This is a genomic window from Acidovorax sp. FHTAMBA, assembly GCF_038958875.1.
In the GTDB taxonomy this organism is placed as follows: Bacteria; Pseudomonadota; Gammaproteobacteria; order Burkholderiales; family Burkholderiaceae_C; genus Acidovorax.
Genome location: NZ_CP152407.1, coordinates 3698652 through 3725643, shown reverse-complemented (window position 1 = coordinate 3725643; position 26992 = coordinate 3698652). Strand labels below are relative to the sequence as shown.

The following is a 26992-nucleotide window of genomic DNA, read 5'->3' as shown; positions in this document are numbered from 1 at the left end:
GAAGGGCGGTGCCTGCGCGCGCACGCACATCGCTGCCGCGGCACCGGTAAGCGCTGCGGCAGGACAAATTTTTACAACGGGGCGATTTTACGGAGCACTGTAAAACGATTCTGACGGATGTGTGACGGTGCAATCCCTTGGAAAAGACTGGTTGGTTTGCTCCGTTATTCGTAGCAATTAGGGTTAATGCCTAGGCGTGTGCGAGCGTTTCTTGCGTGCAAATTGCCACCAGGGCAGCACGGCGCTCATGGCCAGCACCTCTCCACAATGCAAAGGTTCGTACCCGGGCAGTGCTGCCAGCTGCGCCAGCCATTCGGGTGTGTGCAGCAACTGGCGCAATGCCAGGGTGGGCGGCTGGTCCAGGCTGGTTTTCAGGCACGCCAGGTGATACCGCTCATGAACCAGCGGCACAAAGCCCAGCCCGCGCGCCCGGGCGGCCAGCTCAATCCCCATGCCCACGTCGGCCGCGCCGGCTGCCACGGCCTCGGCGATGGCCGTGTGCGAAGGCTCGTTGTGTGCGTAGCCAGGGATGACGTCTGATGCAATGCCCGCCTGGGCCAGCAGGTCGTCCAGCAACACGCGGGTGCCGCTGCCCAGCGGCCGGTTCACAAAACGTGCGCCGGTGCGCGCCACGTCGGCCAGGCTGTGCAGCGCCAGCGGGTTGCCCGGCGCCACGATCAGGCCCTGCGTGCGCTGTGCAAAGCCGATGATCTTGTGCAGGCCCGGCTGCAGCAAGGGTTTGTAGGTGCGCGCGGTCAGCGCATCGGCAACGGCATCCTCCACCGTGTGAAAGCCCGCCAGCGTGCACCGCCCCTCGTTCAGCGCGCGGATCGCGTCCACACTGCCGGTGAATCGGATGTCCAGGTGCAGCGCGCCCGCATCGGCCTGTGCGGCTGCGTGTTTGCGCAGTGCCACCAACGCATCATCGTGGCTGGCGTACAGGGTGAGCACATGGGCGTTGGGGTCGAACGCCACAGCAAACGCGCGTTCCAGGTCGGCGTGCAGTGCGGCAATCTGCGGAGCCAGCCGTGCCTGGGCCTGGCGTTCGGCCCACAGCAGCTTGGTGCCGAAATCACTGAGTTGTGCTGACTGGCCCTTGCCCCAGACGATCAATTCGCCGCCCAACTGGTCTTCCCAGCGTTTGAGGGCGCCCCAGACATGGCGGTAGGACAGGCCGAGCGCACGCGCGGCGCCCGAGATGGAGCCGTGTTCGGCCACGGCCTGCAGCAGTTCGGGCAGCGGATTGCGGATGAGTGCATTGCCCGCATCGCGGCTGAGTGTGTAGTGAAGTTGGACCCTATGCACGGACGTTCATATCGCTGGGTATTGATGGGGTGCCTACGATAGCCGAACGCGATCACCAGGCCCCCAACGTTCCGATGTCCACCCTTTCCGAAAGCGCGAACACAGCGCTGCAGCTCACCCTCTCGTTCGACCCTGTCCTCTGGACCATCGTGGGCCGGTCCCTCTCTGTCAGTGCCACTGCGTGTCTCATCGCCTGCGGCGTGGGCCTGGTGCTGGGCGCCTGGCTGGGTGTGGCGCGCTTTGCCGGGCGCGGTGCCGTGCTGGCAGTGCTCAACACCTTGCTGGCGGTGCCGTCGGTGGTGGTGGGGCTGGTGGTGTATTTGCTGCTGTCGCGCAGCGGGCCGCTGGGTGCGCTGGGCTGGCTGTTCAGCTTCAAGGCCATGGTGCTGGCCCAGGCCATTCTGGTGCTGCCGGTGGTCACGGCGCTCACGCGCCAGGCCGTGGAAGACGCTGAGCGCGCGCATGGCGAGCAGTTGCGGTCGATGGGTGCTGGGCCGCTGCTGCGCAGCCTGCTGCTGGCCTGGGACGAGCGCTATGCGCTGCTCACCGTGCTGATCGCATCGTTTGGCCGCGCCATCTCCGAAGTGGGCGCGGTGATGATCGTGGGCGGCAATATCGACGGCTTCACCCGCGTGATGACCACTGCCATTGCGCTGGAGACCAGCAAGGGCGATCTGCCGCTGGCCCTGGCGCTGGGCATGATCCTGCTGGCCGTGGTGCTGGCGCTCAATGTGCTGATTGCGCTGGTGCGCCGCTGGCGCGAGCGCGTGGATGGCGCTGCCGCCAGCACGCCCGTAGGGGTGGCGGCATGAGCGGGCGTGCTGCGAGCGCTTGGGTGGACATGCACCAGGTCAGCGTGCGCTACGGCCGCGTGCAGGCGCTGGACCACGTCACGCTGCGCATCATGCCCGGCGAGCGCGTGGCGCTGGTGGGCGCCAACGGCAGCGGTAAAAGCACGCTGCTGCGGGTGCTGCATGGCCTGGCCGATGCCACTGGTGGCGGGTTTCAGTGCGATACCGCCATGCGCCAGGCGATGCTGTTCCAGCGCCCCCACATGCTGCGCACCAGTGCACAAAACAACGTGGCGCTGGCGCTGTGGCTGCGCGGCAGTCGCTGGCGTGATGCTCGGGCGGCGGCGCTGGGTGCACTGCAGCGCGTGGGGCTGCAGGACATCGCCGCGCAGAACGCCCGCACCTTGTCGGGTGGCCAGCAGCAGCGTGTGGCCCTGGCCCGCGCCTGGGCGCTGCGGCCCGATGTGCTGCTGCTGGACGAGCCCACCGCCAGCCTCGATCCGCATGCCAAGCGCGAGGTGGAGGCGCTGATGGCCGACTTCGCCGAGAGCCACGGCGCAGCCGGACCGGCATACCCGGTGACCATGGTGTTCAGCAGCCACAACCTCGGCCAGGTCAAGCGCCTGGCCAGCCGTGTGGTCTACATGGAGCACGGCCGGGTGATGGCCGACCTGCCGGTACACGACTTTTTTAACGGCCCCCTTCCGGAGGCTGCCCGTTTGTTTGTCAAAGGAGAACTGGTATGAAGAATTTCAAGTTTTTTCGGCCTCCGGCGCTTATCCATAAAGCGCTGGTAGCTACTATTTTGGTAGCGTCTGGTTCGGTTTTCGCGCAGAGTATCACGATGGCGTCCACAACCTCCACGGAACAGTCCGGCCTGTTCGGGCACCTGATGCCCGAATTCAAGAAGGCCAGCGGGCTGGACGTGAAAGTGGTGGCGCTGGGGACCGGGCAGGCGCTTGATATGGCGCGCCGCGGTGATGCCGACGTGCTGTTTGTGCACGACCAGGTGGCCGAAGAAAAGTTCGTGGCCGATGGCTGGGGCGTGAAACGCTACCCGGTGATGTACAACGACTTCATCCTCATCGGCCCCAAGAACGACCCGGTGGGCACCCAAGGCAAGGACATCGTGCAGGCCCTGCAGAAGCTGTCTGCCGCCAATGGCAATTTCATCTCACGCGGTGACAAGAGCGGCACGCACGCGGCCGAGCTGCGCTACTGGAAGCTCGCCGGTGCCGACGCCGCCAAGGGCAGCGGCTACAAGGAATGCGGCTGCGGCATGGGCCCCGCGCTCAACATTGCGGCGTCCAGCGGCGCCTATGTGCTCGCTGACCGCGGCACCTGGCTCAACTTCAAGAACCGTGCCGACCTTGCCATTTTGGTCGAGGGCGACACCAAGCTCTTCAACCAGTACGGCGTGATGGTGGTGAACCCCGCCAAGCACCCGCATGTGAAGACGCAGGACGCGCAGAAATTTGTGGATTGGGTGGTGTCGCCCGCCGGTCAGCAAGCCATTGCGGGCTACAAGATCGGCGGCGAGCAACTGTTCTTCCCGAACGCAGGCAAGTAGCGGCGCGCGGCGCCGGGAGATCGCTGCGCAGGCACCTCAGTCGTCGTCGCGGTGGTGGCTGCTGCGCCAGATCGCGCGCACCAGCCACAGGCCACCTACCACGGCGCCAAAGAACCCCAGGAACCCAAACGCCGGCAGGCCGAAAAGCGTGGGCCCGCCCTGGACCGTCATCACGATGGACGAGCCGATGATCAGCGCCGCAATCACCAGCGCCATGGCCAGCCGGTTGGCCGACCGGTCGATCTGGTCGCCCACACGCTTGAGGTGGGCCAGCTCGATGCCTACCTGCAGGTGCCCGCGCCGCGCGTTGCGCAGCAGCTGGCCGATGTCGTCCGGCAATTGTTCTACGGTGGCCAGGGCGCGCCGCAAGGTGCTCCAGGCCCGCCCGGCCAGCACCTTGGGCTCGTAACGCTCGCGCACCACCTCTTTGAGCAGCGGAAGCGCCTCGGTGGCCATGTGGAAGTCCGGATCAAGGTTGCGCCCCATGCCTTCGAGCGAAATGAAGGCCTTGATCAGCAGTGCCAGGTCGGAGGGCAGGCCCAGGTGGTGCTCGCGCAGGATGGCGCTCACATCGGCCAGCATCTGCCCCAGGCTCAGCTGCGCGAGTGGCACACCGTGGTACTGGTCTACAAAGGCTTCGATTTCGGTCTCCAGCTGGCCCGGATGGCTGCTGGAGGCGTCCCCGGTCCAGTCCAGCAGTACGTCCGCCACGGCCTGGGGCTGGTGCTCCACCAGGCCCAGCAGCAGCTGCAGCAGCTCATCGCGGCGCCGCTGCGACAGGCGGCCCACCATGCCGAAGTCGATGAAGGCGATGCGGTTGCCCGGCAGGTAGAACACGTTGCCAGGGTGCGGGTCGGCATGGAAAAGCCCGTCCTGCACGATCATCCGGAGCACCGCCTGCGCGCCGCGCTGCGCCAGCACCGTGCGGTCAAAGCCCGCGTCGGTGGTCAGCGCTGCCAGGGCGCTGCCCGGCGTGCCATCGATGAAGTCCTGCACGTTGATGCGCTCGCGCGTGTAGGCCCAGTGCACGCGGGGGATCACGATGTGGGGCAGTGCCGCCATGTTGGTGGCAATGCGCTCGGCCTGGCGGCATTCGCCGGCCAGGTCCAGCTCGCGGCGCAAGGAGCGCGCGAACTCGCGCACCAGTTGCTGGGGCCGGTAGGGCTTGAGCGAGGGCAGCTCGGCCTCGGCCAGCGCCGCCAGCCGCCCCAGCAGGCGCAGGTCCGCGTGGATGGTGTCAGTGATGCCGGGGCGGCGGATCTTGACGACCACTTCGGTGCCGTCGTGCAGCCGCGCGCGGTGCACCTGGGCAATCGATGCGGCAGCCAGCGGCGTGGTATCGAACCAGGCAAACACCGCTTCGGGCTCGGCGCCCAGGTCCTCGCGCAGCTGCGGGCGCAGTGCGTCGATGGGCACCGCAGGCACGTGGCTGTGCAGCTTCTCGAATTCTGCAATCCACTCGGGTCCAAACAGGTCGGCGCGGCCCGCGAGGATCTGGCCGAACTTCACGAACGCCGGGCCCAGCTCCTCCAGCGCCAGCCGCACCTGCACCGGGGGCTCCACGCGGGCCAGGTCGGCGGCGTGCGTCCAGTTCAGTGCCTGGCCCGCGCGTTCGAGCTTGTCGGCCAGGCCCAGGCGGCGCACGGTGTCGCCAAAACCGTGGCGCACCATCACGCCCAGAATTTCCTTCAGGCGCCCCAGGTCGCGCGCGGTGTCCAGCGTCTCGATCAGCATGGGGGGGATGATAGGCCCCCTGCACCGGGCGTGGGGCCGCGCGGATCAGTCCCACGTGGTGAGGCGTGGCGCCGCTTTGCGGGCGAGCGGGGCGGCCACCATCACCGCCCGGAAGGCGAACAGCCAGCACGTGAGCCATGCGCCTGTCCACAGGCCCAGGAAATACTGGTGGGGTTGCACATGGCAAAAAGTGCAGATGCCCGGCGGACGGTTTTTGGTGCCTGGAATAGACCAGCCCCAGCGTGCGAGGCCGCAGCGCGACGTGCTCACTCTGCCTTGGGCGTGCCCAGCTTGCGGTACACGGTGGCGCGGCTGATGCCCAGGGTGCGCGCTGCTTCGGCGACGTTGCCGCGCGCGTCCCGCACGGCGCGGCGGATCATGGCGACCTCGGCCTCGCGCAGCGGGGCTGGCGCGGGGGTTGCCCCCGCGATCTGCAACCTGTGCGCTGCGCCCGGGTTGCGCGGGTGTGTGGACGGTATTGCCAGGGCATGCAGTCGCAGACCCGACCACAACGGGAGATCCAGCGGCTGCGTACTGTGCTGGCGGGCAGCGTCGAACACCATCGTCCAGGGCAAGGCCAGCAGGTCGCTGCAGTGGGGTGGCGACCCGGGTGCCAGCGAGGGATGGGGAACGAGCTGGCGTGCCAGGCTGTTGGCGCCCACGACGTAGCCTTCGACATCCAGTGCCATCAGGCCATCTCCTTCCCCGCCCAGCGTGCAACCGGGCCAGTTCAGGCGCAGCAGCAGGGCGTGCGGCAGCTGCAGCAGCAGGGCGTCTTCCATGGCGCGTGCCGAGCGGGCCACCAGGTGGCGCAGCTCGGGCCGCTCGGGAACATCCACGCCGGTCAGGTCCAGCATGCCCACGCACCGGCCCTGCGGGTCGAACAGCGGTGCGCCCGCGCAGCTGTAGCTGGCGTTGTCATCAAAGAAGTGTTCGCCGCGGTGCAGCCACACCGGCTGCAGCTCGGTCAGTGCAGCGCCGATGGCGGTGGTGCCCACTGCGGCTTCCGACAGGTCGATTCCCACGCGGCCGATGGCGCTGGCACGTGGGTCGTTGCGGTCGCAGTGGCCTTGCACGTCCACCACGATGCCCTGGGCGTCCGTCAGCATCGCGAAGTAGCGCATTCCGGCAATGGCGCGGGTGAGCTGCTGCAGCACCGGGCCCGCAGCACGCAGCAGGTGGTGGTTCTGCTCCTGGCTGCGGCGCAGCGCAGGGGCGCTCACGGCATCAAACGCCACACGGTGCGCCGGGTCCAGCCCGCTGGCCAGGCAGCGTTGCCACGACCGTGCAATCCATGGCTCGACTTCTGCGCGCAGCGGTGACGCACCGTCTGCCAGCACGCTCTGGCGGGCCCGCGCGATGAGTGCATGACGGTCAACAGTGGGGTGGGGCGCCGGCGAAATCATGGGATCTGGCTCCTGGATGTCCGGATGATGCGCCGGTGTGCAGTGCAGCATGTTTCATTTTGAGAATATCCAGCCAGGGCCACCGGAAATCTAGGGTTGTCCCTAGGGGTGGGGCGTGGGGCGCGGCAGAAGATGCGCGAGCGATGAGCGTGTCCCTGATCCCCTCTGCGAGATCGTGAACGCGCACCGTTCCAGCCAAAACCACTCCAGGAGACAGCCAGATGCAAGTCCAGTTCACGGTCAACGGGCGCGCTGCCAGTGTTGACGTTCCTCCCAATACCTTGCTTGTCCATGCGCTGCGAGAGCATTTGATGCTTACGGGCACCCATGTGGGTTGCGACACCAGCCAGTGCGGGGCCTGCACGGTGCACGTGAATGGCAGGGCCGTCAAATCCTGCTCGATGCTGGCTGCCCAGGCGCAGGGCGCCGACGTGCAGACCATTGAAGGGCTGGCCGCCCCCGACGGCACCATGCACCCCATGCAGGCCGCGTTCAAGGAGTGCCACGGACTGCAGTGCGGCTTCTGCACCACCGGCATGGTGATGAGTGCGGTGGACCTGTGCAAGAGCCACCCCAACGCCAGTGAAGGCGAGATCCGCGAGCTGCTCGAGGGCAACATCTGCCGCTGCACGGGCTACCAGAACATCGTGCGCGCAGTGCAGGTCGGCCAGAAGGCCATGGCATCGGCATAACCAGGAGAACGACCATGGGTGCATCCGACTTTTCCAAGCTGCCGCATATCGGCGAATCGCTCAAGCGCAAGGAAGACTACCGCTTCCTGACCGGCGCGGGCCAGTACACCGACGACGTGGTGCTGGCCGCGCAAAGCCACGCGGTGTTTGTGCGGTCGCCGCACGCCCACGCCAAGATCAACAGCATCAACGTGGACGCCGCCAAGGCAGCGCCCGGCGTGCTGGGCGTCTTCACTGGCGCCGATGTGGCAGCCGACAAAATCAACGGCCTGCCTTGCGGCTGGCTCATCACCAGCACCGATGGGCAACCGATGAAAGAGCCGCCGCACCCCATCCTGGCGCAGGGCAAGGTGCGCTACGTGGGCGACCATGTGGCCATGGTGGTGGCTCTGACCCAGCAGCAGGCCCGCGATGCGGCCGAGCTGGTGGAGGTGGACTACGACGTGCTGCCCGCCGTTGTCAACGTTGCCGATGCGGCCGCAGGCACTGTGGCAGGCGCAGGCCTGCACGATGCCGCGCCCGACAACCATTGCTACAAGTGGGCCATTGGCGACAAGGGCGCGGTGGATGCGGCCTTTGCCAACGCCGCGCACGTGACCAAGCTCGACCTGGTCAACAACCGCCTCATCCCCAACGCGATGGAGCCGCGCGCCGCTATTGGCTCGTACAGCCGCGCCAACGACGAATACACGCTGTACGTCAGCAACCAGAACCCGCACGTCGAGCGCTTGCTCATGACCGCGTTCGTGATGGGGCTGCCCGAGCACAAGGTGCGTGTGATTGCGCCCGATGTGGGCGGCGGCTTTGGCTCCAAGATCTTTTTGTATGCCGAGGACGTGTGCCTGACCTGGGCGGCCAAGAAGCTCAACCGCAACATCAAATGGGTGGCCGACCGCAGCGAGTCGTTCTTGAGTGACGCACACGGCCGCGACCACGTGAGCCATGCCGAGATGGCGATGGACAAGGACGGCAAGTTCCTTGCCATGCGGGTGCACACCGACGCCAACATGGGCGCCTACCTCAGCACCTTCTCCACCGCGGTGCCCACCATCCTGTACGCCACGCTGCTGGCAGGGCAATACACCACACCGCAGATTTATGTGGAGGTGGATGCCTGGTTCACCAACACCGCGCCGGTCGATGCCTACCGGGGCGCGGGGCGGCCCGAGGCCACCTACCTGCTGGAACGGCTGGTCTCGCGCTGCGGCTGGGACATGAACCTCTCGCAGGACGAAATCCGCAAGCGCAACTTCATCACCAGCTGGCCCTACCAGACGCCCGTGGCGCTGCAGTACGACGTGGGCGATTACCACGCCTGCATGACGCAGGCGCAGGAGCTGGCCGACGTGGCGGGCTTTGCGGCACGCAAGGCGGCCAGCGAGGCCAAGGGGCTCAAGCGTGGCATCGGCTACAGCAGCTACATCGAGGCCTGCGGCATTGCTCCGTCCAACATTGCCGGGGCGCTGGGCGCGCGGGCGGGGCTGTTTGAATGCGGCGAGGTGCGCGTGCACCCCACGGGCAGCGTGACGGTGTTCACCGGCTCGCACAGCCACGGCCAGGGTCACGAGACGACGTTTGCGCAGGTGGTGGCAGCGCGCCTGGGCATCCCGGTGGAGAACGTGGACATCGTGCACGGCGACACGGGGCGCGTGCCGTTTGGCATGGGCACGTATGGCTCGCGCTCCATCAGCGTGGGCGGCGCGGCCATCATGAAGGCGCTGGACAAGATCGAGGCCAAGGCCAAGAAGATCGCGGCGCATTTGATGGAAGCCAGCGACGCCGACATCGACTTCAGTGGTGGCGAGTTCACCGTGCGCGGCACGGACAAGAAGATCCCGTTCGGCCAGGTGGCGCTCACGGCCTATGTGCCGCACAACTACCCGCTCGACAAGCTGGAGCCGGGCCTGAACGAAACCGCGTTCTACGACCCGACCAACTTCACCTTCCCTGCGGGTACCTATATCTGCGAGGTCGAAATCGACCCGGCCACGGGCAGCACCCGCGTGGACAAGTTCACGGCCGTGGACGACTTCGGCACCATCATCAATCCCATGATCGTGGAGGGGCAGGTGCACGGTGGGCTGGTGCAGGGCATTGGCCAGGCGCTGATGGAAAACTGCGTGTACGACCGTGAGACGGGCCAGTTGCTCACCGGCAGCTTCATGGACTACGCCATGCCGCGCGCCGACGACTTCCCAGAGTTCAAGCTGGGCCATGTGTGCACGCCCTGCACCCACAACCCGCTGGGCACCAAGGGCTGCGGCGAGGCGGGGGCCATTGGCTCGCCACCGGCGGTGATCAACGCCGTGCTCGATGCGCTGCACCCCCTAGGCGTTAAAGAGTTCGACATGCCCGCGTCGCCGCACCGCGTGTGGGAAGCGATTCAGAACGCCAAGGCTTGAGGAGAAACAACATGTACGCATTCACCTTTGAAAATCCCTCCTCCACCGCAGCCGCTGCACAGCTCATCGCCCAGGGCGGCAAGCTGCTGGCCGGTGGCCAAAGCCTGCTGCCGTCGATGCGCCTTCGCCTGGCCAATCCTGAAAAGATCGTTGACCTCAACAGCATCCCTGAGCTGGCGGGCATCCGCCGCGAGGGCAACGCGCTGGTCATCGGCGCCATGACGCGCCACATGGACGTGGCGAACAGTGCCGACGTCAAAGCCGCCATCCCCGCACTGGCCGATCTGGCCGCCCACATCGGCGACCGGCAGGTGCGCGCACGCGGCACCCTGGGTGGCTCGGTTGCCAACAACGACCCAGCGGCCTGCTACCCCAGCGCCGTGCTGGGCCTGGGCGCCACGGTCATCACCAACCAGCGCGAGATAGCGGCCGACGACTTTTTTGTGGGCATGTACACCACGGCGCTGGAAGAGGGCGAGATCATCACCGCCATCCGCTTTCCGATTCCGAAGCGTGCGGCGTACCTCAAGTTCAAGCAGGCAGCATCGCGCTTCTCGCTGGTGGGCGTGTTTGTGGCGCAGACCGAGGGCGGCGTGCGCGTGGCCATCACGGGCGCAGCCAGCAGCGTGTTCCGCCATGCGGGGCTGGAGGCCGCGCTCAACCAGAGCTTCACGCCTGCATCGGCAGCGGCGGTGAAGATTGACGCGAGCGACTTGAACAGCGACATCCACGCCAGCGCCGCCTACCGCGCCAATCTCATCAGCGTGCAGACCCAGCGGGCAGTGGCGCAGATGCTGGGCTGACGGGTGGGAGTGCACCCGCTGGCACCCCACAGCATCTGGGGTGGCGGGTGTTTGAATGAAATTGGCCTCCAACGCTTATCTGTAAAGCGCCGGCAGCTATAAAAAACATAGCAATGAACGCTTCCCCTCCCATGACCGCGCCCGCGCTGTCCTCCATCGACGCCCTGGTGTCGGCCTTGCAGAGCGTGGGCTACTTTGCCGACCGGCGGCTGGCGACGGCGGTGTTCCTGGCGCTCAAGCTGCAGCGCCCGCTGCTGCTGGAGGGGGAGCCCGGTGTGGGCAAGACGGCGCTGGCCCAAGCGCTCTCGGAAGTGCTGGCGCGCTGCCTCATCCGACTGCAGTGCTACGACGGCCTGGAACAGCGAGAGGCGCTGTACGAATGGAACTATGCCGCCCAATTGCTGCATATGCGCGCAGCGGAAGGCAAAGGCAGCGCCGACATGGCGCAGGTGGAGCGCGAGGTGTACCAGGACCGCTACCTCATCCGCCGCCCCTTGCTGCAAGCACTGCAGGCGCCTGCGCCGGGCGCGGTGCTGCTGATTGACGAAGTGGACCGTGCCGACGAGCCCTTTGAGGCTTTTCTGCTCGAATACCTCGGCGAATACCAGGTGAGCATTCCCGAGATCGGCACCGTGCGCGCCACGGCCACGCCGGTCACTCTCCTCACCAGCAACCGTACGCGGGATCTGCACGACGCCGTCAAGCGCCGCTGCCTGTACCACTGGCTGGACTACCCCGAGCGCGAGCGCGAACTGGCCATCGTGCGCGCCCAGGTGCCGGGCGCCAGCGAGGCGCTCGCGCAGCAGGTGGCCGAGTTTGTAGGCCGCCTGCGCAGCCAGCCGTTTGCCAACGCTTTTCAGCGCGCGCCGGGCATAGCCGAGAGCGTGGAGTGGGCCAAGGCGCTGGTGGCGCTCGACACCATCGTGGTGGACCCCGAAGTGGTGTCCGACACCGCAGGCATTCTGTTCAAGCAGCGCGAGGATGTGGCGGCGCTCACGCGCGACATGGCGGTGCAACTGCTGCAGCCTGCAGACGTCAATGCCGGTGCCGATGCCTGAGGGCTCAACCGTGGCAGAGGGCAAGACAGTTTCTCAACTGGGCGATGCCCGCACGGGCAAGCTGGCGGACAACCTGAGCGGCTTTGGCCGCACCTTGCGCCGCGCTGGCGTGCGGGTGGACGCCGCCCGCATGGCGCTGGCCCAGCAGGCGGTGATGCTGGTGGGCTTGCGGCGTGAGGATTTCAGCGCCGCACTGGAGGCTGTGCTGGTCAGCCGCGAGCAGGACCGGCTGGTCTTCCGCGATCTGTTCGATGCGTACTTTCGCAACCCCAACGTCGCGCAAAAGCTGCTGGCGCAGATGCTGCCCAGCGCCGAGTCCAAGGCCGAGCCCGCAAAGCGCCGCCCGCGCGTGAGCGAGGCCCTGGCCCCCGTGCGTGCCGCGCGCAACCCGCCCCCACCGCGCGAGGACGAGAAAATCGATTTCGATGCCGCGATGACGGCCAGCGACCTGCAGCGCTTGCGCCACGCCGACTTCAACCAGCTCTCGGCCAGCGAATACATCTTGGTAGAGCGCTTGGCGCGCGATATCCCCTTGCCCCTGCCGCGCTACGCCGCCCGCCGCACCCGCCCCGGTGTGCGCGGCAGCCGCCCGCACTGGCCGGGTGCCATGCACCACGCGGCGCGCAACGGGGGCGAGGTGCTGCGCATACCGTTGCTGCAGCGCCGCCAGCAACCGCTGCCGCTGCTGGTGCTGGTGGATGTGTCGGGCTCCATGGAGCGCTACGCGCGGCTGCTGCTGGCGTTTTTGCATGCCGCCACGGCACCGCGCCACACCGGCGATGCCGTGCGCCGCGACGTGTTTGCGTTTGGCACCGGGCTGACCGACCTCACACCCGCCTTTCGCCTGGCCGATACCGATGCAATGCTGCAGGCGGCCAGCTATTGCATCAACGACTTTGCGGGGGGTACCCGCATGGGCGACAGCCTGGCCCAGCTGCGCCTGCAACATGCCCGGCGGCTCGTGGGGCGCCGCACCCTGGTACTGCTCATCAGCGACGGACTGGACACAGGCACGCCCGAGGTGCTGGCGCAGGAACTGGGTTGGCTGCGGCGCCACTGTGGCCGCCTGCTGTGGCTCAACCCGCTGTTGCGGTTCGACGGCTATGCGCCCACGGCACGTGGCGCCGCCGAGCTGCACCGTCAGGCCCACGGCATGGTGGCCGTGCACAACCTGAGCCGCCTGCAGGATCTGGCCGCCAGCCTGGCTGCCGTGTTCCGGCAGTGACTGATTTTTCAGACAACAACCGACAATAAACCGAGAGGAATCCACCATGGAAATGCAAGCCAGCCGCACCCTTGCCGTGAGCCAGCAGCAGGCCTGGGAAGCGCTCAACGATCCTGAGGTGCTCAAGCTGTGCATACCCGGCTGTGACAAGGTCGAGGCGACCGGTGATAACCAGTACGCGGTGGCGATGGCGCTCAAGATCGGCCCCGTGTCGGCCAAGTTCGCGGGCAAGATCACGCTGTCCGAGATCGTGCCGCCCGAGAGCTACACCATTGCCTTTGACGGGTCGGGCGGCGTGGCGGGTTTTGGCAAAGGCAATGCGCAAGTCAAATTGGTGCCTTTGCCTGTCGATGCCTCTGGGCAGGAAAGTTGCGAGCTGCACTACACCGTGCATGCCACGGTAGGCGGCAAGATCGCGCAGCTGGGACAGCGGCTCATCGACGGCGCGGCCAAGAGCATGGCCGAGGACTTTTTCAAACGCTTTGACGATGAGATGCAGCGCCGCCATCCGCGCGCCCCAGCGGACGAGGTTGCAGATTCTCACGACGCGCCTACCGACCCCGGGCCGCTGGCGGCGTCGGCAGGGGCGGATATTCCCCCCGGCGGCATCCCGGTTTGGGTGTGGGTGGTGGGCGCGGCGGCGCTGGTGCTGTTAGCGTGGGCGTTGAACTGACTGCCCCGGCGCGGTCGGGTTCACGACACCGCCGTAGCAAAGAATGAAGGGGCGCTGAAACCATGGAAAACCTGGATGTGATGGTGTTGCGCACGCTGCAGGGCTGGCGGGCTGCCGGGCGGCGGGCCCTGCTGGCCACGGTGGTGCGCACCTGGGGCTCGTCACCCCGGCCGGTGGGTTCGATCATGGCGCTTTGTGAGGATGGTGCGGTCGTGGGGTCCGTGTCGGGCGGGTGCATTGAAGATGACCTGATTGACCGTCACACCCTTGCCTATGCCCAAGGTGTGCCTATGGCGAAAGCGGGCGAAGACCACTGCATCCCCAGTGGCCCGCCCACTTTTGTGAAATACGGCGTCAGCGCGGACGAGGCGCACCGCTTCGGTCTGCCCTGTGGCGGCACGCTGGAGCTGTTGCTGGAATACGACCCGGACCCTGAAAGCCTGGCAACGCTGATCGCCCACCTGGAGGCGGGGCGCCTGATGCAGCGCACTGTCCGTTTGACCGATGGCCTGGCCACCCTCCAGCCTGCCGCAGCACCGGCCGATCTGACGATAGACGCCGGGCAGCTGACCAACACCTTTGGCCCCGAGTACCGCATGCTGCTGATCGGCGCAGGCCAGCTGGCGGAGTACCTGGCCACCATGGCGCTCTTCAGCGGTTTTGCCGTGACGGTGTGCGATCCGCGCGAGGAATACCGGGGCAGCTGGAACGTACCCGGCGCCACCGTGGTCAGCGACATGCCCGACGACGTGGTGCTGGCCTTCAAACCCGACCGCCGGAGCTGCGTGGTGGCCCTCACGCACGACCCCAAGCTTGATGACCTGGCGCTGCTGGAGGCATTGAACACCGAGGCGTTCTATGTGGGCGGCATCGGCTCGCGCCGTAACAACGAGGCGCGGCGCGCCCGCATGATCGAACACTTTGCGCAGACCGAAGCGAGCCTTGAGCGCCTGCGGGGGCCGATCGGCATCTACATCGGCAGCAAGACACCTCCCGAAATTGCGGTGAGCGTGATGGCTGAAATCCTGGCCGTCAAAAACGGCGTGACCCTGCCGCGCGACATGGAGGTGGCCCAGGCCAAGAATGACCGGGAGCTGGCGCGCAACGACCCCGGTGCGATGGTGTGTGGGGTGCGCGCGTCGTAGTGCTAAAGCGGCTTGGACCGCAGCTGCAGCTGCTGCCGCACATGGCGCAGCAGGCCGTCGCAGGCGTCTTCCACCAGGTCCAGCACCTCTTCAAAGCCGGCAGCTCCACCGTAGTACGGGTCGGGCACCACGGGGCTGTCGAACCGCTGGCAGAACTCGGTCATGCGGCGCAGTTTTCGGGCGTGGTGTGGCGGGCAGAGTTCTTGCGCAAGGGCGAGGTTGTCCCAGTCCATCGCCAGGACCAGATCGTGTCGTTCAAAGTCCTCTGCCAGCATCTGCCGCGCGCGCAGGTCCGACAGGTCGTACCCCCGCAACGCCGCATGGCGCTGCGTGCGCTCGTCTGGCGCCTTGCCGGGGTGGTAGTTGTGCGTGCCCGCCGAATCCAAAATCACCTGGCTGTCCAGGCCACTGTGAACCACCTTGTGCCGGAACACGCCGTGGGCCGTGGGGCTGCGGCAGATGTTGCCCATGCACACAAAAAGCACTGAGTAGGTGGCGACGCGATCCTGCATTGCTTTGATCTCGGCGGTGTTCAGGTGGACATCACCACCGGGCCACCTTTGGCAATGGCGCGCTGGTAGGCAGGGCGTGCCTGCATGCGCTGTTGGTAAGCCTTGAGGTGGGGGCAGGCGCTGGCCTTGCTGGCGCGTGAGAGGGCGGCCTCGACCGCAAAGCTCATCTGAAAATCGGCCATGGTGAGGTGTTCTCCCGCAAACCAGCGGTGGGTGGCCAGGTGCTGCTCCATGAAGTCCAGCGCAGCGTTCACGTTGGGGTCGATCAGCTTCTCTTGGACCTTGCCGCACAGCGCCCTGGCAATGGGCTTGACGAAGAACGGCATGGGCTGGGTGGGAATGGTCATGAACACCAGTTTCATCACCAGCCAGTTCATGAGCGAGCCTTCGGCGTAGTGCATCCAGAAGCGGCACTGGCGGTACTCTGGCGTGCGCGGGGCGGGTTGCAGGTGGGTCAGGTCGCCGCCCGCCTGGGTGCCGAAGGTTTCCACCAGGTATTCGATGATCGCACCCGACTCGGCGATGACTTCCTTGCCGTCAGTGATCACCGGCGATTTGCCGAGCGGGTGGATTTTCTTGAGCTCAGGCGGGGCCAGCCGGGTGGCCTTGTCGCGCTGGTAGACCTTGAGCTCGTAGGGAACACCCAGTTCTTCGAGCAGCCAGAGAACGCGCTGCGAGCGCGAGGTTTCGAGGTGGTGGACAGTGATCATGCGCACCATCTTAGCGGGCGCCATGACAGGCATGCACCTGGGGCCAGAAACAAGAATGCCCTCAAATTGAGGGCACTTCCGGGATGGCGGGGCCAAGCCCCAAGGCTATCAACCGCCCTTGCGCGAACGCTTGCCAGGGTTCTTCTTGCTGCGGGTGGCCACGCCACGTTCCAGGCTCACGCGCTGACCACGGCCGGGGGTGTTCAGCGTCACGCCGGGCATGGGCTTTGGCTGGGGGGTACGTTTACGGTCTGCTTCGGTGACGATCTTGTTGCCCATGGTAGGTCTCTGAGATAGTGGAAAAAAGGAGATATTAGGCCATAGTGGCGCAAACGTCTGCTGCGGACGGGGGCAAGCCCCGCTTCACGGCACGTGGAAACCCCCTGCAAAGCCTGCTCCATGGTCGGTCGACAAGGCGTCGGAACCATGGTTCGGCAGCACGAATCCACGCGCTGCGTCTTCGATCGCCCGGGTGCGAATGACGGGTGGTTGCGCACGGACCCCTCCGAAAATCGTGGCGAATGCCACGTCGGCCGCATCCCGCCCGGTGCCAAAGCGCAGCAAGCCCATGGGGATGGCGGTGCCCGAAGGGTCGAAGATGTACCAGCGGTCACCCAGATAAACCTCCACATAGGCGTGGAAATCAGGGGGGCCCAGGGCCGGGTCCGCACCGTAGTCTGTCCCGGTCGTGAAGCGGGCGGGGATGTTGATGGCCCGGCACAGCGCAATCATGAGGTGGGCGAAGTCCCTGCACACGCCCACCTGTTCGATCAACGTGTCCACCGCCGCGGTGTTGGAGTTGGATGTGTTGGACGTGAAGGCCACATGCTTTCGCACCCAGTCACAAATCGCCTGCACCCGGCTGTGGCCCTGCCAGAGCGATCCGAACTCATTGAGTGCCAGTCGCAAGAGGCGGTCAGACTGGCAGTAGCGGCTGGGGTAGATGTAGCCCAGTACCTCCTGGGGCAGATACCGCACCGGTACTTCCGCCAATTGGGCGGGGTCGCTGCGGTGGTGCGTGATGTCTACCGTGGCGCAGTACGACAGGTGCAGCGGCCCCGGCTCACCGTGCAGGCGCAGATAGCGGTTGTTGGTGGCGGGGTCCGTATGGATCTGGGTCGCGATGTCCTGGTTGATGACCAGACGCTCGGCGCTGACCGCCTGGCTGGGGGTTTGCGCCGCGTGGATGTTGAAGACGAAATCGGCTCCATAGGCGTCGATTTCGTAGCTCAGGTCAATCTGTAGTTCCATGCGCACGCGCTGTGGCATGGCACGCAGGGCTGGAGCCGTGCCGGGGCCTGGCACCTCGGGCCATGGGGCTGGACGGAGCGGAGAAGCGGGGGGCGCAGGGATGCTGTGGGTGTATGACATGGGTGCCTCTTAACCCCTGCGCAGAGCACGACTTGGCTCATTGCGCGTCTGCCAGACTTCCCGGCATGGGGCGTCACCCGAGCTTAGGTAACGTCGCCCACGGCCGCTGTAGGCGAACGGCCCGCTTTTACGCAGGCGGCGCGATACGACCCAGCACGCGCGCTTTGCCGCTGGGTCCTGGCGCGAGAATGAGCCCTTCGCCAGACTGCGCGGAGTAGCCCGTCAGGTCAGACAGCACAAACATGTGCGTGAACCAGGCTTCAAAGCGTCCAGTCTGGCCCGCCACCGCAACCAGTGCCTCCTGGAGTTCCTGCAAATGCTGCGCTCCCGTGCTTTCGCTGACGCCACGTGGCGAACCGAGCGCCGGCCACACCTGGGGGGCGCCAAAGGTCAGCGTGGCACTGTCGATGCAGCGGCACCAGGGGCTGGACCGCACCCGGGTGGGCTCCAGCTGGCGCGCGCGGAACCATTCCCCCATGCGGCGGGCCTGGTCCCTGCCTTGCTCGCTGAGATTGCGCTGGGTGCTGCAATCGCCCAGGCGAAACCCCGGCGGATCGAAAGTGCCGGGTGCCAACGCATGGCGAAATGCCACCACGACCCCACCCTTTCGGAGCAGGGCCTGGGGATTGCCTTCTTCCTGCACCGTCTGGGCATGCGCTGACGCCAGGCCGGAGCCCAGGGCCGCGCCCAGAAGGGTGCGGCGGCTCAGCAACCCTTCAGGTGGCAGGCTGGAACGCATAGCCGTTGCCTGACGCTTGCATGCGACCGAAGGCTGGGAACGGGAAGTGGAAGCCCCCCAGCATGGCATTGCTGGCGGTGATCCGCTGGAACACATCGCGGCGTACCTTGCGCGCTGCTTCGGCGTCCATGTCAAAAGTCACCGCCCAGTCCGGATTGCGTGCAAACAGGGCCGGCACGTTGGTCAGGTCTGCCACGTAGAAGAACGTCTGCCCTGCCGAGTTGAGTTCAAACAGCGTGTGCCCGGGGGTATGGCCATAGGCCGCCACCGACTTGATGCCGGGGGCGACTTCCGTGTCTGCCGCGAACTGCACCAGTGTGTCTGCGGGCATGGTGGCAAAGGTGCGGCGTACGTTCTCGAACGCGCCTTTCATGCCTGCGGGGGCTGCGGCCATGCGCGCGTCGTCCATCCAGAATGCGTGTTCAGCCGCTGGAACCATTACCTTGGCCTTGGGAAAAGTCCACTCGCCCGCCTTGTTGCGCAGGCCATTGATGTGGTCGCCGTGGAAGTGGCTGATCAGCACCGTGTCGATGTCAGTGGCCTGGAATCCGGCCGCGCGCAGGCTCTCCAGGAGCTTTCCTGTGGTGGCACCGCCGAACTCGCCCAGGCCGGTGTCGATGAGGATCCTTCTCGCACCGGCCACCACCAGGAAAGGCGTGTAGGGCACGTCGATGTAGTCCGTGGGCAGGCCTTGCGACGCCAGCAGCGCACGCACTTCGGTGATCGGAGCGTTCTTGACAAACTCTTCCCCCAGAGGGCGGCGCGTGATGCCATCGTTTAGCGCGATCACTTCCACGTCGCCGACCTTCATGCGGCGAAAGCCTGGGCTGGGCAGCGTGGGGGTTCCGAAGTTGGGCGCGTTTTGGGACCACACGGGGACAAAGGAGCCCGCCGCGTAGACGGTGGTGGCCAGGCTTGCGCCCAGGAAGTGACGGCGTGACAGCATTAGACTCTCCAGTATCAAGTTGAACCAAGGAGTCGCAACTGTAGCGGCGCTGACGCGATACGCCGCTTTTGGCCCGGTAACCTGTATGGACCGTGGGGCTTTTGAGAGCCTTTGGGAGCAGCCTTGGGGATTCAACCCACTTCGAAATCGCCCCGCAGCGCAGCGCAGAAATCTGCGCTGCCGCTGAGGGTGAAGGTGATGGTGGTGCGGGGTGACCCTGGTATCCCGGTCGTTGTGTGGAGTGCCCCGGATGCTTCGTCGAACGACAGTTTCAGAGGCGTGCTGCTCTCCAGCGATCCGTGCAGGTCGTAGTGCCACACCCCGCCGTCCTCCAAAGGGGCACAGGCATCGGGCCAATACCGGTGCGCCCAGGCCAGCATCGCGCTGATTTCTGCGTGCAACGCAGGAGCCTGCGCGGGCGATACGCTCGCCATCGCATCAAAAGTGCCCGTGCCGTCTGCGTCTTCGCTGTAGTCGAAATCCAGGTAGTTCAGGTTCATAGGTTGCATTCACGCTCATGTCCAGGTGCGGCCCAGGGCCTGGGCTGCTTCGCTCAGGCGGGGCACCTGCTGCAGCGCCTGGGCGAGTGCCATGCGGGCTGCTGGCGCCTGCAATGCTACGGCGCTGCGCACCGGGCGCCGCCCCCCGGCCAGCACGGGCACGGCCACGCAGACAAGACCGTCCACAAACTCCTCGGCGTCGGTGGCGTAGCCTTGCCGCAGGATCTGCTCCAGCTCGGCCTCCAGGGCGGCGCGGTCGGTCAAGGTGGTGGCCGTGTGGCGGGTCAGTGGCAGGCCGTCCAGGATCGCCGCCCGGCGCGCGGCCGACAGGTGGGCCAGAAACAGCTTGCCGCTGGCCGAGCAATGTATCGGCACGCGCGTGCCGGGCCGCAGCTCCATGCGCAGCGGAAAGGCCGACTCCACGCGGTCCAGATAAATCACCTCGGCGCCGCTGAGCGCCGTGAGGTTGCAGCTCTCGCCGATGTCGGCCACCAGCTGGCGCAGCACCGCGTGGCGCACGCCATGCTGCGTGCCTGCACTAACAGGCTGCTGAAATACTCCCCGCCGACAGTCTGCGACAGCCGCCCAGCCGCGACAATCAAGCCCCCCACTGACCAGACAGAAGAGCCATCCATGCGCGGCCCAGACACCTTCACCGAGAGCCTGTTCACCATGCGCCACCTCGATGACTTCGTGCCTGCAGACCACCCCTTGCGCGCCATCCGCGGGATGGTCAACAAAGCCCTGGCCCACATGGATGCGCTGTTTGCCCAGATGTATGCCGCCGACATCAAAGGCGGGCGCCCCAGCATTGCCCCTGAGAAACTGCTGCGCGCCATGCTCATCCAGGTGCTCTACAGCGTGCGCTCTGAGCGCCAGTTGATGGAGCAGACCCAGTACAACCTGCTGTTTCGCTGGTTCATTGGCCTGGCCATGGACGATGCCGTGTGGGTGCCCAGCGTCTTCAGCAAGAACCGCGAACGCATGATCGAGCACGATGCCGTCATCGAGTTCTTCAACCAGATCGTGCAACAAGCCCAGGAGCAGCAATTGTTATCCGGCGAGCACTTCAGCGTGGACGGCACCCTGATCCAGGCCTGGGCGGGCCACAAGAGCTTTGTGCGCAAAGACGGCAGTGACGGTAACGACGGCGGCCACTTCAAAGGCCAAACCCGCAGCAACGACACCCACCAGTCAAGCACCGATGCCGATGCCCGGCTCTACCGCAAAGGCAACACCGCCAGCGAACTGCGCTACATGGGCCACACCTTGAGCGACAACCGCCACGGCCTGGTGGTCAATGCCGTGGTCACCCATGCCGACGGTTATGCCGAGCGCGAAGCGGCCAAGGCCATGATCAACGATGCGTGCCAGGCACTGCCCGGTGATGAGTCCATCACCATCACGCTGGGTGCAGACAAAGGCTACGACGCCAAAGAGTTCATCCAAGCCCTGCAAGAGATGAACGTACTGCCCCATGTGGCGCAGAACAAGTCAGGCCGGCAGTCGGCGGTGCCTGACGCCATCGCCAACAGCCCGGGTTACGCTCTCTCGCAAGAAAAGCGCAAGCGCATCGAACAAGGCTTTGGCTGGGCCAAGATGATCGGCAACATCCGGCAAGTGATGGTGCGCGGACTGCAAAAGGTCGACCTGTTGTTTGTGCTGAACATGGCTGCGTACAACCTCACGCGCATGCGCACCTTGGGACAGGTGCGTCTGCAGGGTGCCAGCGGGATGTAAAGGGCGAAGAAAAGGGCTCAAAAACGAGCAAAACAGGCCCAAACTGCTCAAAAATCAGGCAGTTACGTCAAAAGCCGGGAGGTGGGCTGGGCTGCGGCGGGGAGTATTTCAGCAGCCTGCTAAGGGTACTTTCGGCCAGCCTCAGCAGCCGCGGCGCCGGGGTGTAGCGGCGCCCGTCGGGCTCGCGCGCCAGCAGGCCACCACTTTCGAGCTGGCCCAGCATGCGGTGCACGCTGGGTTTGGGCCAGCCTGATGCCTCGATGGCGTCCGCCAGGCTGAACGGGCGGCCATGGGCGCACATGATTTCCAGCAGTTCAAACAGGCGCAGGCTGGGGGATGAGTTGGTCATAAATCCCGGAATTCGAGACGAATCCATAAAACATTTCGGGATTATTGAGCATTGTGGCTAAGCTGCAAACCAACATTTCACGGGGTGCTCATGGCGGCGACTTTTCAGAACGCGGTACTCACAGGCGCTTGTGGTGGCCTGGGCCAGGCCCTGGCGCGGGAGCTGATCGGCCAGGGCGCCGCCGTGGCGCTGGTGGGGCTTCACTTGCCCACGTTGCGGGCACTGGCTGCGCTGGCGCCTGGGCGCTGCGCGGTGTACACGCCCGATGTGGCCGACAGCACCGCGATGCAGGCCATGGCGGCCGACTGGATGGCGCGTTCGGGCGCCGCGCCCGACCTCGTCATTGCCAACGCGGGCGTGGCCGGTGGTTTTGACACCGCCGACGCCGACGACCTGGCCGTGCTGCGCCGCATGCTGGAGATCAACCTGCTGGGCGCGGCCACCACCTTTCAGCCGTTTGCGAAAGCCATGCGCGCTCAGCGGCGCGGCGCCCTGGTGGGTGTGGCCAGCATTGCAGGCTGGCGCGGCATGCCGGGCAACGGCGCCTATTGCGCCAGCAAGGGCGGGCTCATCCGCTACCTGGAGAGCCTGCGTGCCGAGCTGCGCGGCGAATCCATTGTGGTCAGCACGGTGAGCCCTGGCTACCTTCGCACCGCGCTCACGGCGGGCAACCGTTTTGCCATGCCGGGCCTGATGGAGCCCGAAGCCGCCGCCAAGGCCCTGCTGGCCGGTGTTGCGCAAGGCCGCACCCACATCGTGCTGCCCGCGCGCATTGGCTGGCTGGCCCGCTTGCTGAACCTGTTGCCCGACGCCCTGCACGACCGCCTGCTGCTGGGCCAGCCGCGCAAGCCGCGCGTGGGCGAGGCGGGGGCCACGGCCATTCCGGGCCTGGCGTTGCCTGCAGAGACACCGATACACAACGAAAGCAAAAACGCATGACAACGGAGACAACACCCACTGTGGCAGATACCCGCACCCAGATCGCCCTGATAGGCGCCGGCCCCAGTGGCCTGGCGGCTGCGCGCAACCTGCAAAAGCTGGGGGTGCCCTTCCAGGGCTTTGAAGCACACACCGACGTGGGCGGCCTGTGGAACATCGAGAACCCGCGCAGCACGGTCTACGAATCAGCACACCTCATCTCCAGCAAACACACCACTGAGTTCACCGAATTCCCCATGCGACCCGAGGTGGCCGACTACCCCAGCCACCGCGAGATGCGGCAGTACTTCATGGACTTTGCCGCGCACTTTAGTTTGCGCCCGCACTACTGGTTTGGTACCCGCGTGCTGAAGGCCGAGCCCGTGGGCGAGGGCGCAGCGCCGCTGTGGCGCGTCACCTGGAGCCAGCACGGCGGACCCGCGCAGACCGCAGAGTTCAAGGGTGTGGTGATTGCCAATGGCACGCTGGCCGAGCCCAACATGCCGCGCTTTGAAGGCCAGTTTGATGGCGAACTGCTGCACACCAGCGCCTACAAAAGCGCCGAGCTGTTCAAGGGCAAACGCGTGTTGGTGGTGGGCGCGGGCAACTCGGGCTGCGACATAGCCGTGGATGCGGTGCATTACGCGCGCAGCGTGGATCTGTCGGTGCGGCGCGGCTACTACTTCGTCCCCAAATACGTGTTCGGCCAGCCCGCCGACACGCTGGGGGGCAAGTTCAAGATGCCGCCCTGGCTCAAGCAGAAGATCGACAGCGTGGTGCTGCAGTGGTTCACCGGCGATCCTGTGCGGTTTGGTTTGCCCAAGCCCGACTACAAGATGTACGAGTCGCACCCGGTGGTCAATTCGCTGGTACTGCACCACCTGGGCCATGGGGACATCCATGTGAAGCCTGACATCGCACGTTTTGAGGGCCGCACCGTGTTCTTCAAGGACAGCCGCGCGCAGGACTACGACCTGGTGCTCTGCGCTACAGGCTACAAGCTGCACTACCCCTTCATCGATCACAGCCTGCTCAACTGGCAGGGCATGGCGCCGCAGCTTTACCTCAACATCCTGTCGCCGCGTTTCGACAACCTGGCGGTGATGGGCATGATCGAGGCGAGTGGCATCGGCTGGCAGGGGCGCTACGAGCAGGCCGAACTGGTGGCGCGCTTCTTCAAGGCGCAGGCCGAGGGTTCGCAGCGCGCCGAGGCCCTGCGACAGGCCAAGGCCGGGCCGCCACCCGATCTGTCGGGTGGCTTCAAGTACCTCAAGCTCGAACGCATGGCGTACTACGTGCACAAGGACACCTACCGCAACGCGGTGCGGGCAGCGGCCGCTGCCCTGGCATGAAAGCCTCCCTGAGGCGCTGCGCGCCTTCCCCCCGCTCTCGCAGCGCTGCGCACTGCGGGCAAGGGGACGACGTCCTCGCTGCGGGGCGGCCCTTGCTCGGCGTCCCGCGCTGTCGCTGCGACAGTTTCGTGCGTTGCGCGTTTCGCAATACGCGGTGAAGAACTGAACTCATAGGTTATCTATGCTGCCCGTCGACGAAATACGCCTCAACTTCAACCCCGCGTCCTTGGTGGCGCTCAACGTGGTGCTGGGCTTTCTCATGTTCGGCATTGCGCTCGATACTCGCGTGGCCGACTTCAAGCGCGTGCTGCGCATGCCCGGCGCCATGGCGGTGGGCATCGCCGCCCAGTTCATCGTGCTGCCTGCAGTGACCTTTGTGCTCACGCTGCTCCTCAAACCCGGCCCCAGCATTGCGCTGGGCATGATCCTGGTGGCCTGCTGCCCGCCGGGCAACGTGAGCAATATCCTCACGCACCGTGCGGGTGGGAATGTGGCGCTGTCGGTGTCTATGACGGCAATCTCGAACGCGCTGGCCATCGTGCTCATGCCGCTCAACTTTGCCTTTTGGGGCGGCATGCACCCCACGGCGGCACCGCTCTTGCGCAGCATTGCGCTCGACCCGCTGGAGATGGCGGCGCACATCGTGGTCATCATCGGGCTGCCGTTTGTGCTGGGCATCTTGTGCGCCGAGAAGCTGCCGCGTTTCACCCGGCGGGTGACCAAGCCCGTGCGCATCCTGAGCTTTGTCTGCCTGATCGGTTTCATCGTCGGCGCCGTGGCGGGCAACTGGCGCTACTTCTTGGACTACGTGGGGCTGGTGCTGCTGGCCGTGGTGTTGCATGACGCGCTGGCTTTTGGCACCGGCTATGCCTGCGCGCGGCTCAGTGGCTTGCCGGACTATGACCGGCGCGCGGTAAGCATTGAAGTGGGTATCCGCAACGCCGGGCTGGGCCTGGTGCTGATCTTCAGCTTCTTTGGTGGCCTGGGCGGCATGGCGGTGGTAGCGGGTGTGTGGGGCTTCTGGGACATCATCGCGGGCCTGGCGCTGGCGGGGTGGTGGGGGCGTAGGCCTGCGGTGGTGCCCTTGGTAGCCGCAGCCAAGGAGCACGGCGCATGACGGACTCTGCATTGATGTCGCGCCGCATTCTGGTGACCGGGGCCGATGGTTTTCTGGGTCGTGGTGTGGTCGCAGCGCTTGCGCGCGAAGGCGTCCGCACCTTGGTCGCTACCGACGTGCGCGAGGTGCCTGCCGAGCGCCGCCTGCCCGGCGTGACCTATCTGGTGCAGGACGTGCGCGACCCGGCGCTGGTGCAGACGCTCGCCGACCACGCCATCGACAGCGTGGTGCATCTGGCCTCCATCGTCACGCCCGGAAAAGGCTCCAACCGCGAGTTTGAGTATTCCGTGGATGTGCTCGGCAGCAAGAATGTGCTCGATGCCTGCGTGGCCACGGGGGTCAAGCACATCGTGGTCAGCTCCAGCGGCGCGGCCTATGGTTACCACGCCGACAACCCGGCCTGGCTGCGCGAGACCGATGCGCTGCGCGGCAATGAGGTGTTTGCCTATTCCCACCACAAGCGGCTGGTGGAAGAGATGCTGGCGCAGTACCGCACGCAGCACCCGGCGCTGGCGCAGACGGTGCTGCGCATCGGCACCATCCTGGGCGAGCGGGTGGACAACCAGATCACGGCGCTGTTCGACAAACCCCGCCTTCTGGCCATCCGTGGCAGCGAGAGCCCGTTTGTTTTTATCTGGGACGAAGACGTGACCGGCGCCATCCTGCATGCCCTGCGCAAGCAGCGCGCGGGTTGCTTCAACCTGGCGGGCGATGGCGCACTGCCGCTGCGCGAGATCGCCCGGCGCCTGGGCAAGCCGGTGCTGGAGTTGCCTGCGGGCCTGCTGCGTGCCGCGCTGGCGGTGGGCTCCGCGCTGGGCCTGAGCCGCTACGGGCCAGAGCAGCTGGATTTTCTGCGTTACCGCCCCGTGCTGCTCAATGCCGCGCTCAAGGAGGTGCTGGGCTACGTGCCTGGCAAGACCAGCGCTCAAGCGTTCGAAGCCTTCGTGGCTGCCCGGGCGCGCCAAGGGCGGCCGGTGGCTGCGGCTGCGGCGGTGGCTGCATGACGGCGCTGGCACTGAGCCGTGGCGACTTGCTGCGCGCGTTGGCCGTGGTGGTCATCTGGGGGCTGAACTTTGTGGTGATGAAGCTGGGCTTGCAGGGGCTCAGCCCCATGCTGCTGGGTGCCCTGCGTTTCACTGCGGCATCCCTGCCGTTTCTGCTGTTCGTGCCCCACCCATCCATGCCCTGGCGTTTTGTGGTGGGCTACGGGCTGGCGCAGGGGCTGGGGCAGTTCGGCTTTCTGTTCCTGGGTCTGCAGCTGGGCATGACGGCGGGCATGGCGTCGGTGGTCATGCAGACGCAGGCGTTTTTTACGCTGCTACTGGCTGCACCGCTGCTGGGTGAGCGCGCCAAACCCTGGCAGTGGTGGGGTCTGCTGCTGGCGTTTGGCGGGCTCATGACGATTGGTCTTGCCCATGGAGAAGGGCCCGGGCAGATGACGCTGGCCGGTTTTGTGCTCACCCTCGGCGCGGCCTTCATGTGGGCGGTGTCCAACCTGGTGGCGCGCCGCGCTGCGCAGGCAGGGGCTTATGCGCCGTTTCCGTTCATCGTGTGGAGCAGCGTGGTGCCCATCGTTCCGTTCTTTGCGCTGGCGGTGTGGACCGAAGGCGCCAGCGGTGTCGTGACGCAATTGCAGGCGGTGGACGGCACAGCCTTGCTCGCAGTGCTTTACCTCGCATTGCTGGCCACCTTGCTGGCCTACACGCTGTGGACGCAGCTGCTGCAACGCCATTCGGCCGGGCGGGTGACGCCGTTTTCGCTGCTGGTGCCGGTGGTGGGGCTGTGGGCTGCGTACGCTTTTTTGGGCGAGACACCCTTGCCTCTGCAGTGGGCGGGCGCAGCCGCCGTGTTGTGTGGCCTGGTGGTCAACCAGACGGGGGGATGGCTCTGGGCACGGCGCGCTTCCTAGAATCCTGCTTTTCAGAGCAAGGAAA

29 protein-coding genes are annotated in these 26992 nt (G+C 66.1%); 16 read left to right on the top strand and 13 right to left on the bottom strand.

Annotated elements, in window-relative coordinates:
• Window positions 1-183: 183 nt before the first annotated feature.
• Window positions 184-1305: a substrate-binding domain-containing protein gene (locus tag AAFF19_RS17395; RefSeq protein ID WP_182119900.1), complete on the bottom strand. Its 1122-nt coding sequence runs from the start codon at window positions 1303-1305 to the stop codon at window positions 184-186.
• Between the two features lie 74 nt (window positions 1306-1379).
• Here AAFF19_RS17395 and AAFF19_RS17390 point away from each other — a divergent pair, with 74 nt between their 5' ends.
• Genes AAFF19_RS17390 through AAFF19_RS17380 form a run of 3 tightly spaced genes read left to right on the top strand, consistent with a single transcriptional unit; the run spans window position 1380 to window position 3666 of the window.
• A complete protein-coding gene (locus AAFF19_RS17390; protein ID WP_008902815.1) occupies window positions 1380-2117 on the top strand; it encodes an ABC transporter permease in 738 nt (245 codons plus the stop codon).
• The gene (locus AAFF19_RS17385) at window positions 2114-2842 is read left to right on the top strand and encodes a phosphate ABC transporter ATP-binding protein (RefSeq protein WP_008902816.1); all 729 of its coding nucleotides are present in this window, start codon (window positions 2114-2116) and stop codon (window positions 2840-2842) included. Before AAFF19_RS17390 ends, AAFF19_RS17385 begins: the two co-directional genes overlap by 4 nt.
• Window positions 2839-3666 (top strand): extracellular solute-binding protein, encoded by an 828-nt coding sequence (locus AAFF19_RS17380; protein WP_342720653.1) that lies wholly within the window; start codon window positions 2839-2841, stop codon window positions 3664-3666. Before AAFF19_RS17385 ends, AAFF19_RS17380 begins: the two co-directional genes overlap by 4 nt.
• A 36-nt stretch (window positions 3667-3702) precedes the next feature.
• Here the strand turns inward: AAFF19_RS17380 and AAFF19_RS17375 are convergent, their stop codons facing one another.
• Genes AAFF19_RS17375 through AAFF19_RS17365 form a run of 3 tightly spaced genes read right to left on the bottom strand, consistent with a single transcriptional unit; the run spans window position 3703 to window position 6806 of the window.
• Window positions 3703-5400, bottom strand: a complete 1698-nt coding sequence (locus AAFF19_RS17375; RefSeq protein ID WP_342720652.1) for an AarF/UbiB family protein — start codon at window positions 5398-5400, stop codon at window positions 3703-3705.
• Window positions 5401-5445: 45 nt separating this feature from the next.
• A complete protein-coding gene (locus AAFF19_RS17370; RefSeq protein ID WP_342720651.1) occupies window positions 5446-5670 on the bottom strand; it encodes a DUF2798 domain-containing protein in 225 nt (74 codons plus the stop codon).
• Window positions 5667-6806: a helix-turn-helix domain-containing protein gene (locus AAFF19_RS17365; protein ID WP_342720650.1), complete on the bottom strand. Its 1140-nt coding sequence runs from the start codon at window positions 6804-6806 to the stop codon at window positions 5667-5669. Before AAFF19_RS17365 ends, AAFF19_RS17370 begins: the two co-directional genes overlap by 4 nt.
• 221 nt (window positions 6807-7027) lie before the next feature.
• On the opposite strand from AAFF19_RS17365, the gene AAFF19_RS17360 reads away from it, so the two are divergent.
• From AAFF19_RS17360 to AAFF19_RS17330, 7 genes are all read left to right on the top strand, one after another.
• On the top strand, window positions 7028-7498 hold the full coding sequence (locus AAFF19_RS17360) for a (2Fe-2S)-binding protein (protein ID WP_182119907.1): 471 nt from the start codon (window positions 7028-7030) through the stop codon (window positions 7496-7498).
• A 14-nt stretch (window positions 7499-7512) separates the two neighbouring features.
• Window positions 7513-9900 (top strand): xanthine dehydrogenase family protein molybdopterin-binding subunit, encoded by a 2388-nt coding sequence (locus tag AAFF19_RS17355; RefSeq protein ID WP_342720649.1) that lies wholly within the window; start codon window positions 7513-7515, stop codon window positions 9898-9900.
• Between the two features lie 11 nt (window positions 9901-9911).
• Window positions 9912-10703, top strand: a complete 792-nt coding sequence (locus AAFF19_RS17350; RefSeq protein ID WP_182119909.1) for a xanthine dehydrogenase family protein subunit M — start codon at window positions 9912-9914, stop codon at window positions 10701-10703.
• 131 nt (window positions 10704-10834) lie between these two features.
• Entirely contained in the window at window positions 10835-11761 is a 927-nt protein-coding gene (locus tag AAFF19_RS17345) for a MoxR family ATPase (protein WP_182119951.1), read from the top strand.
• Window positions 11754-12986 (top strand): VWA domain-containing protein, encoded by a 1233-nt coding sequence (locus tag AAFF19_RS17340; protein WP_182119910.1) that lies wholly within the window; start codon window positions 11754-11756, stop codon window positions 12984-12986. Before AAFF19_RS17345 ends, AAFF19_RS17340 begins: the two co-directional genes overlap by 8 nt.
• Before the next feature lie 46 nt (window positions 12987-13032).
• Entirely contained in the window at window positions 13033-13659 is a 627-nt protein-coding gene (locus AAFF19_RS17335) for a carbon monoxide dehydrogenase subunit G (protein WP_342720648.1), read from the top strand.
• A gap of 62 nt (window positions 13660-13721) precedes the next feature.
• Window positions 13722-14804, top strand: coding sequence for an XdhC family protein (locus tag AAFF19_RS17330; RefSeq protein WP_182119912.1), 1083 nt, complete (start codon window positions 13722-13724; stop codon window positions 14802-14804).
• A 2-nt stretch (window positions 14805-14806) separates the two neighbouring features.
• Here AAFF19_RS17330 and AAFF19_RS17325 read toward each other — a convergent pair whose 3' ends face one another.
• The 8 genes from AAFF19_RS17325 to AAFF19_RS17290 form a co-directional block, all read right to left on the bottom strand.
• Window positions 14807-15316: a low molecular weight protein-tyrosine-phosphatase gene (locus AAFF19_RS17325; RefSeq protein ID WP_182119913.1), complete on the bottom strand. Its 510-nt coding sequence runs from the start codon at window positions 15314-15316 to the stop codon at window positions 14807-14809.
• Window positions 15317-15336: 20 nt separating this feature from the next.
• Window positions 15337-16026, bottom strand: a complete 690-nt coding sequence (locus AAFF19_RS17320) for a glutathione S-transferase (protein WP_182119914.1) — start codon at window positions 16024-16026, stop codon at window positions 15337-15339.
• 108 nt (window positions 16027-16134) lie between these two features.
• The gene (locus AAFF19_RS17315) at window positions 16135-16305 is read right to left on the bottom strand and encodes a hypothetical protein (RefSeq protein ID WP_008902830.1); all 171 of its coding nucleotides are present in this window, start codon (window positions 16303-16305) and stop codon (window positions 16135-16137) included.
• An 84-nt stretch (window positions 16306-16389) separates the two neighbouring features.
• Entirely contained in the window at window positions 16390-17295 is a 906-nt protein-coding gene (locus AAFF19_RS17310; RefSeq protein WP_342721871.1) for a transglutaminase family protein, read from the bottom strand.
• Between the two features lie 229 nt (window positions 17296-17524).
• Window positions 17525-18136 (bottom strand): histidine phosphatase family protein, encoded by a 612-nt coding sequence (locus tag AAFF19_RS17305; RefSeq protein WP_008902832.1) that lies wholly within the window; start codon window positions 18134-18136, stop codon window positions 17525-17527.
• The gene (locus AAFF19_RS17300; RefSeq protein WP_342720647.1) at window positions 18114-19082 is read right to left on the bottom strand and encodes an MBL fold metallo-hydrolase; all 969 of its coding nucleotides are present in this window, start codon (window positions 19080-19082) and stop codon (window positions 18114-18116) included. The genes AAFF19_RS17305 and AAFF19_RS17300 overlap by 23 nt, the downstream gene beginning before the upstream one ends.
• 131 nt (window positions 19083-19213) lie before the next feature.
• A complete protein-coding gene (locus tag AAFF19_RS17295) occupies window positions 19214-19591 on the bottom strand; it encodes a hypothetical protein (RefSeq protein WP_342720646.1) in 378 nt (125 codons plus the stop codon).
• 6 nt (window positions 19592-19597) lie between these two features.
• The gene (locus AAFF19_RS17290) at window positions 19598-20101 is read right to left on the bottom strand and encodes an IclR family transcriptional regulator (RefSeq protein ID WP_246330944.1); all 504 of its coding nucleotides are present in this window, start codon (window positions 20099-20101) and stop codon (window positions 19598-19600) included.
• A gap of 114 nt (window positions 20102-20215) precedes the next feature.
• Between AAFF19_RS17290 and AAFF19_RS17285 the strand changes: the two genes are divergently transcribed.
• Window positions 20216-21322, top strand: coding sequence for an IS5 family transposase (locus tag AAFF19_RS17285; RefSeq protein ID WP_182119917.1), 1107 nt, complete (start codon window positions 20216-20218; stop codon window positions 21320-21322).
• Window positions 21323-21389: 67 nt separating this feature from the next.
• Here the strand turns inward: AAFF19_RS17285 and AAFF19_RS17280 are convergent, their stop codons facing one another.
• Window positions 21390-21671, bottom strand: coding sequence for a helix-turn-helix domain-containing protein (locus AAFF19_RS17280; protein WP_246330946.1), 282 nt, complete (start codon window positions 21669-21671; stop codon window positions 21390-21392).
• 90 nt (window positions 21672-21761) lie between these two features.
• Between AAFF19_RS17280 and AAFF19_RS17275 the strand changes: the two genes are divergently transcribed.
• From AAFF19_RS17275 to AAFF19_RS17255, 5 genes are all read left to right on the top strand, one after another.
• A complete protein-coding gene (locus AAFF19_RS17275) occupies window positions 21762-22610 on the top strand; it encodes an SDR family oxidoreductase (RefSeq protein ID WP_182119918.1) in 849 nt (282 codons plus the stop codon).
• On the top strand, window positions 22607-23941 hold the full coding sequence (locus AAFF19_RS17270; RefSeq protein ID WP_182119919.1) for an NAD(P)/FAD-dependent oxidoreductase: 1335 nt from the start codon (window positions 22607-22609) through the stop codon (window positions 23939-23941). Before AAFF19_RS17275 ends, AAFF19_RS17270 begins: the two co-directional genes overlap by 4 nt.
• Before the next feature lie 181 nt (window positions 23942-24122).
• Window positions 24123-25058 carry a bile acid:sodium symporter family protein gene (locus AAFF19_RS17265; RefSeq protein WP_182119920.1) on the top strand — a complete coding sequence of 312 codons (936 nt, stop codon included), beginning with the start codon at window positions 24123-24125 and terminating at the stop codon, window positions 25056-25058.
• The gene (locus AAFF19_RS17260) at window positions 25055-26062 is read left to right on the top strand and encodes an SDR family oxidoreductase (RefSeq protein ID WP_342720645.1); all 1008 of its coding nucleotides are present in this window, start codon (window positions 25055-25057) and stop codon (window positions 26060-26062) included. Before AAFF19_RS17265 ends, AAFF19_RS17260 begins: the two co-directional genes overlap by 4 nt.
• Window positions 26059-26967: an EamA family transporter gene (locus AAFF19_RS17255; RefSeq protein ID WP_342720644.1), complete on the top strand. Its 909-nt coding sequence runs from the start codon at window positions 26059-26061 to the stop codon at window positions 26965-26967. The genes AAFF19_RS17260 and AAFF19_RS17255 overlap by 4 nt, the downstream gene beginning before the upstream one ends.
• Window positions 26968-26992 lie beyond the last annotated feature (25 nt).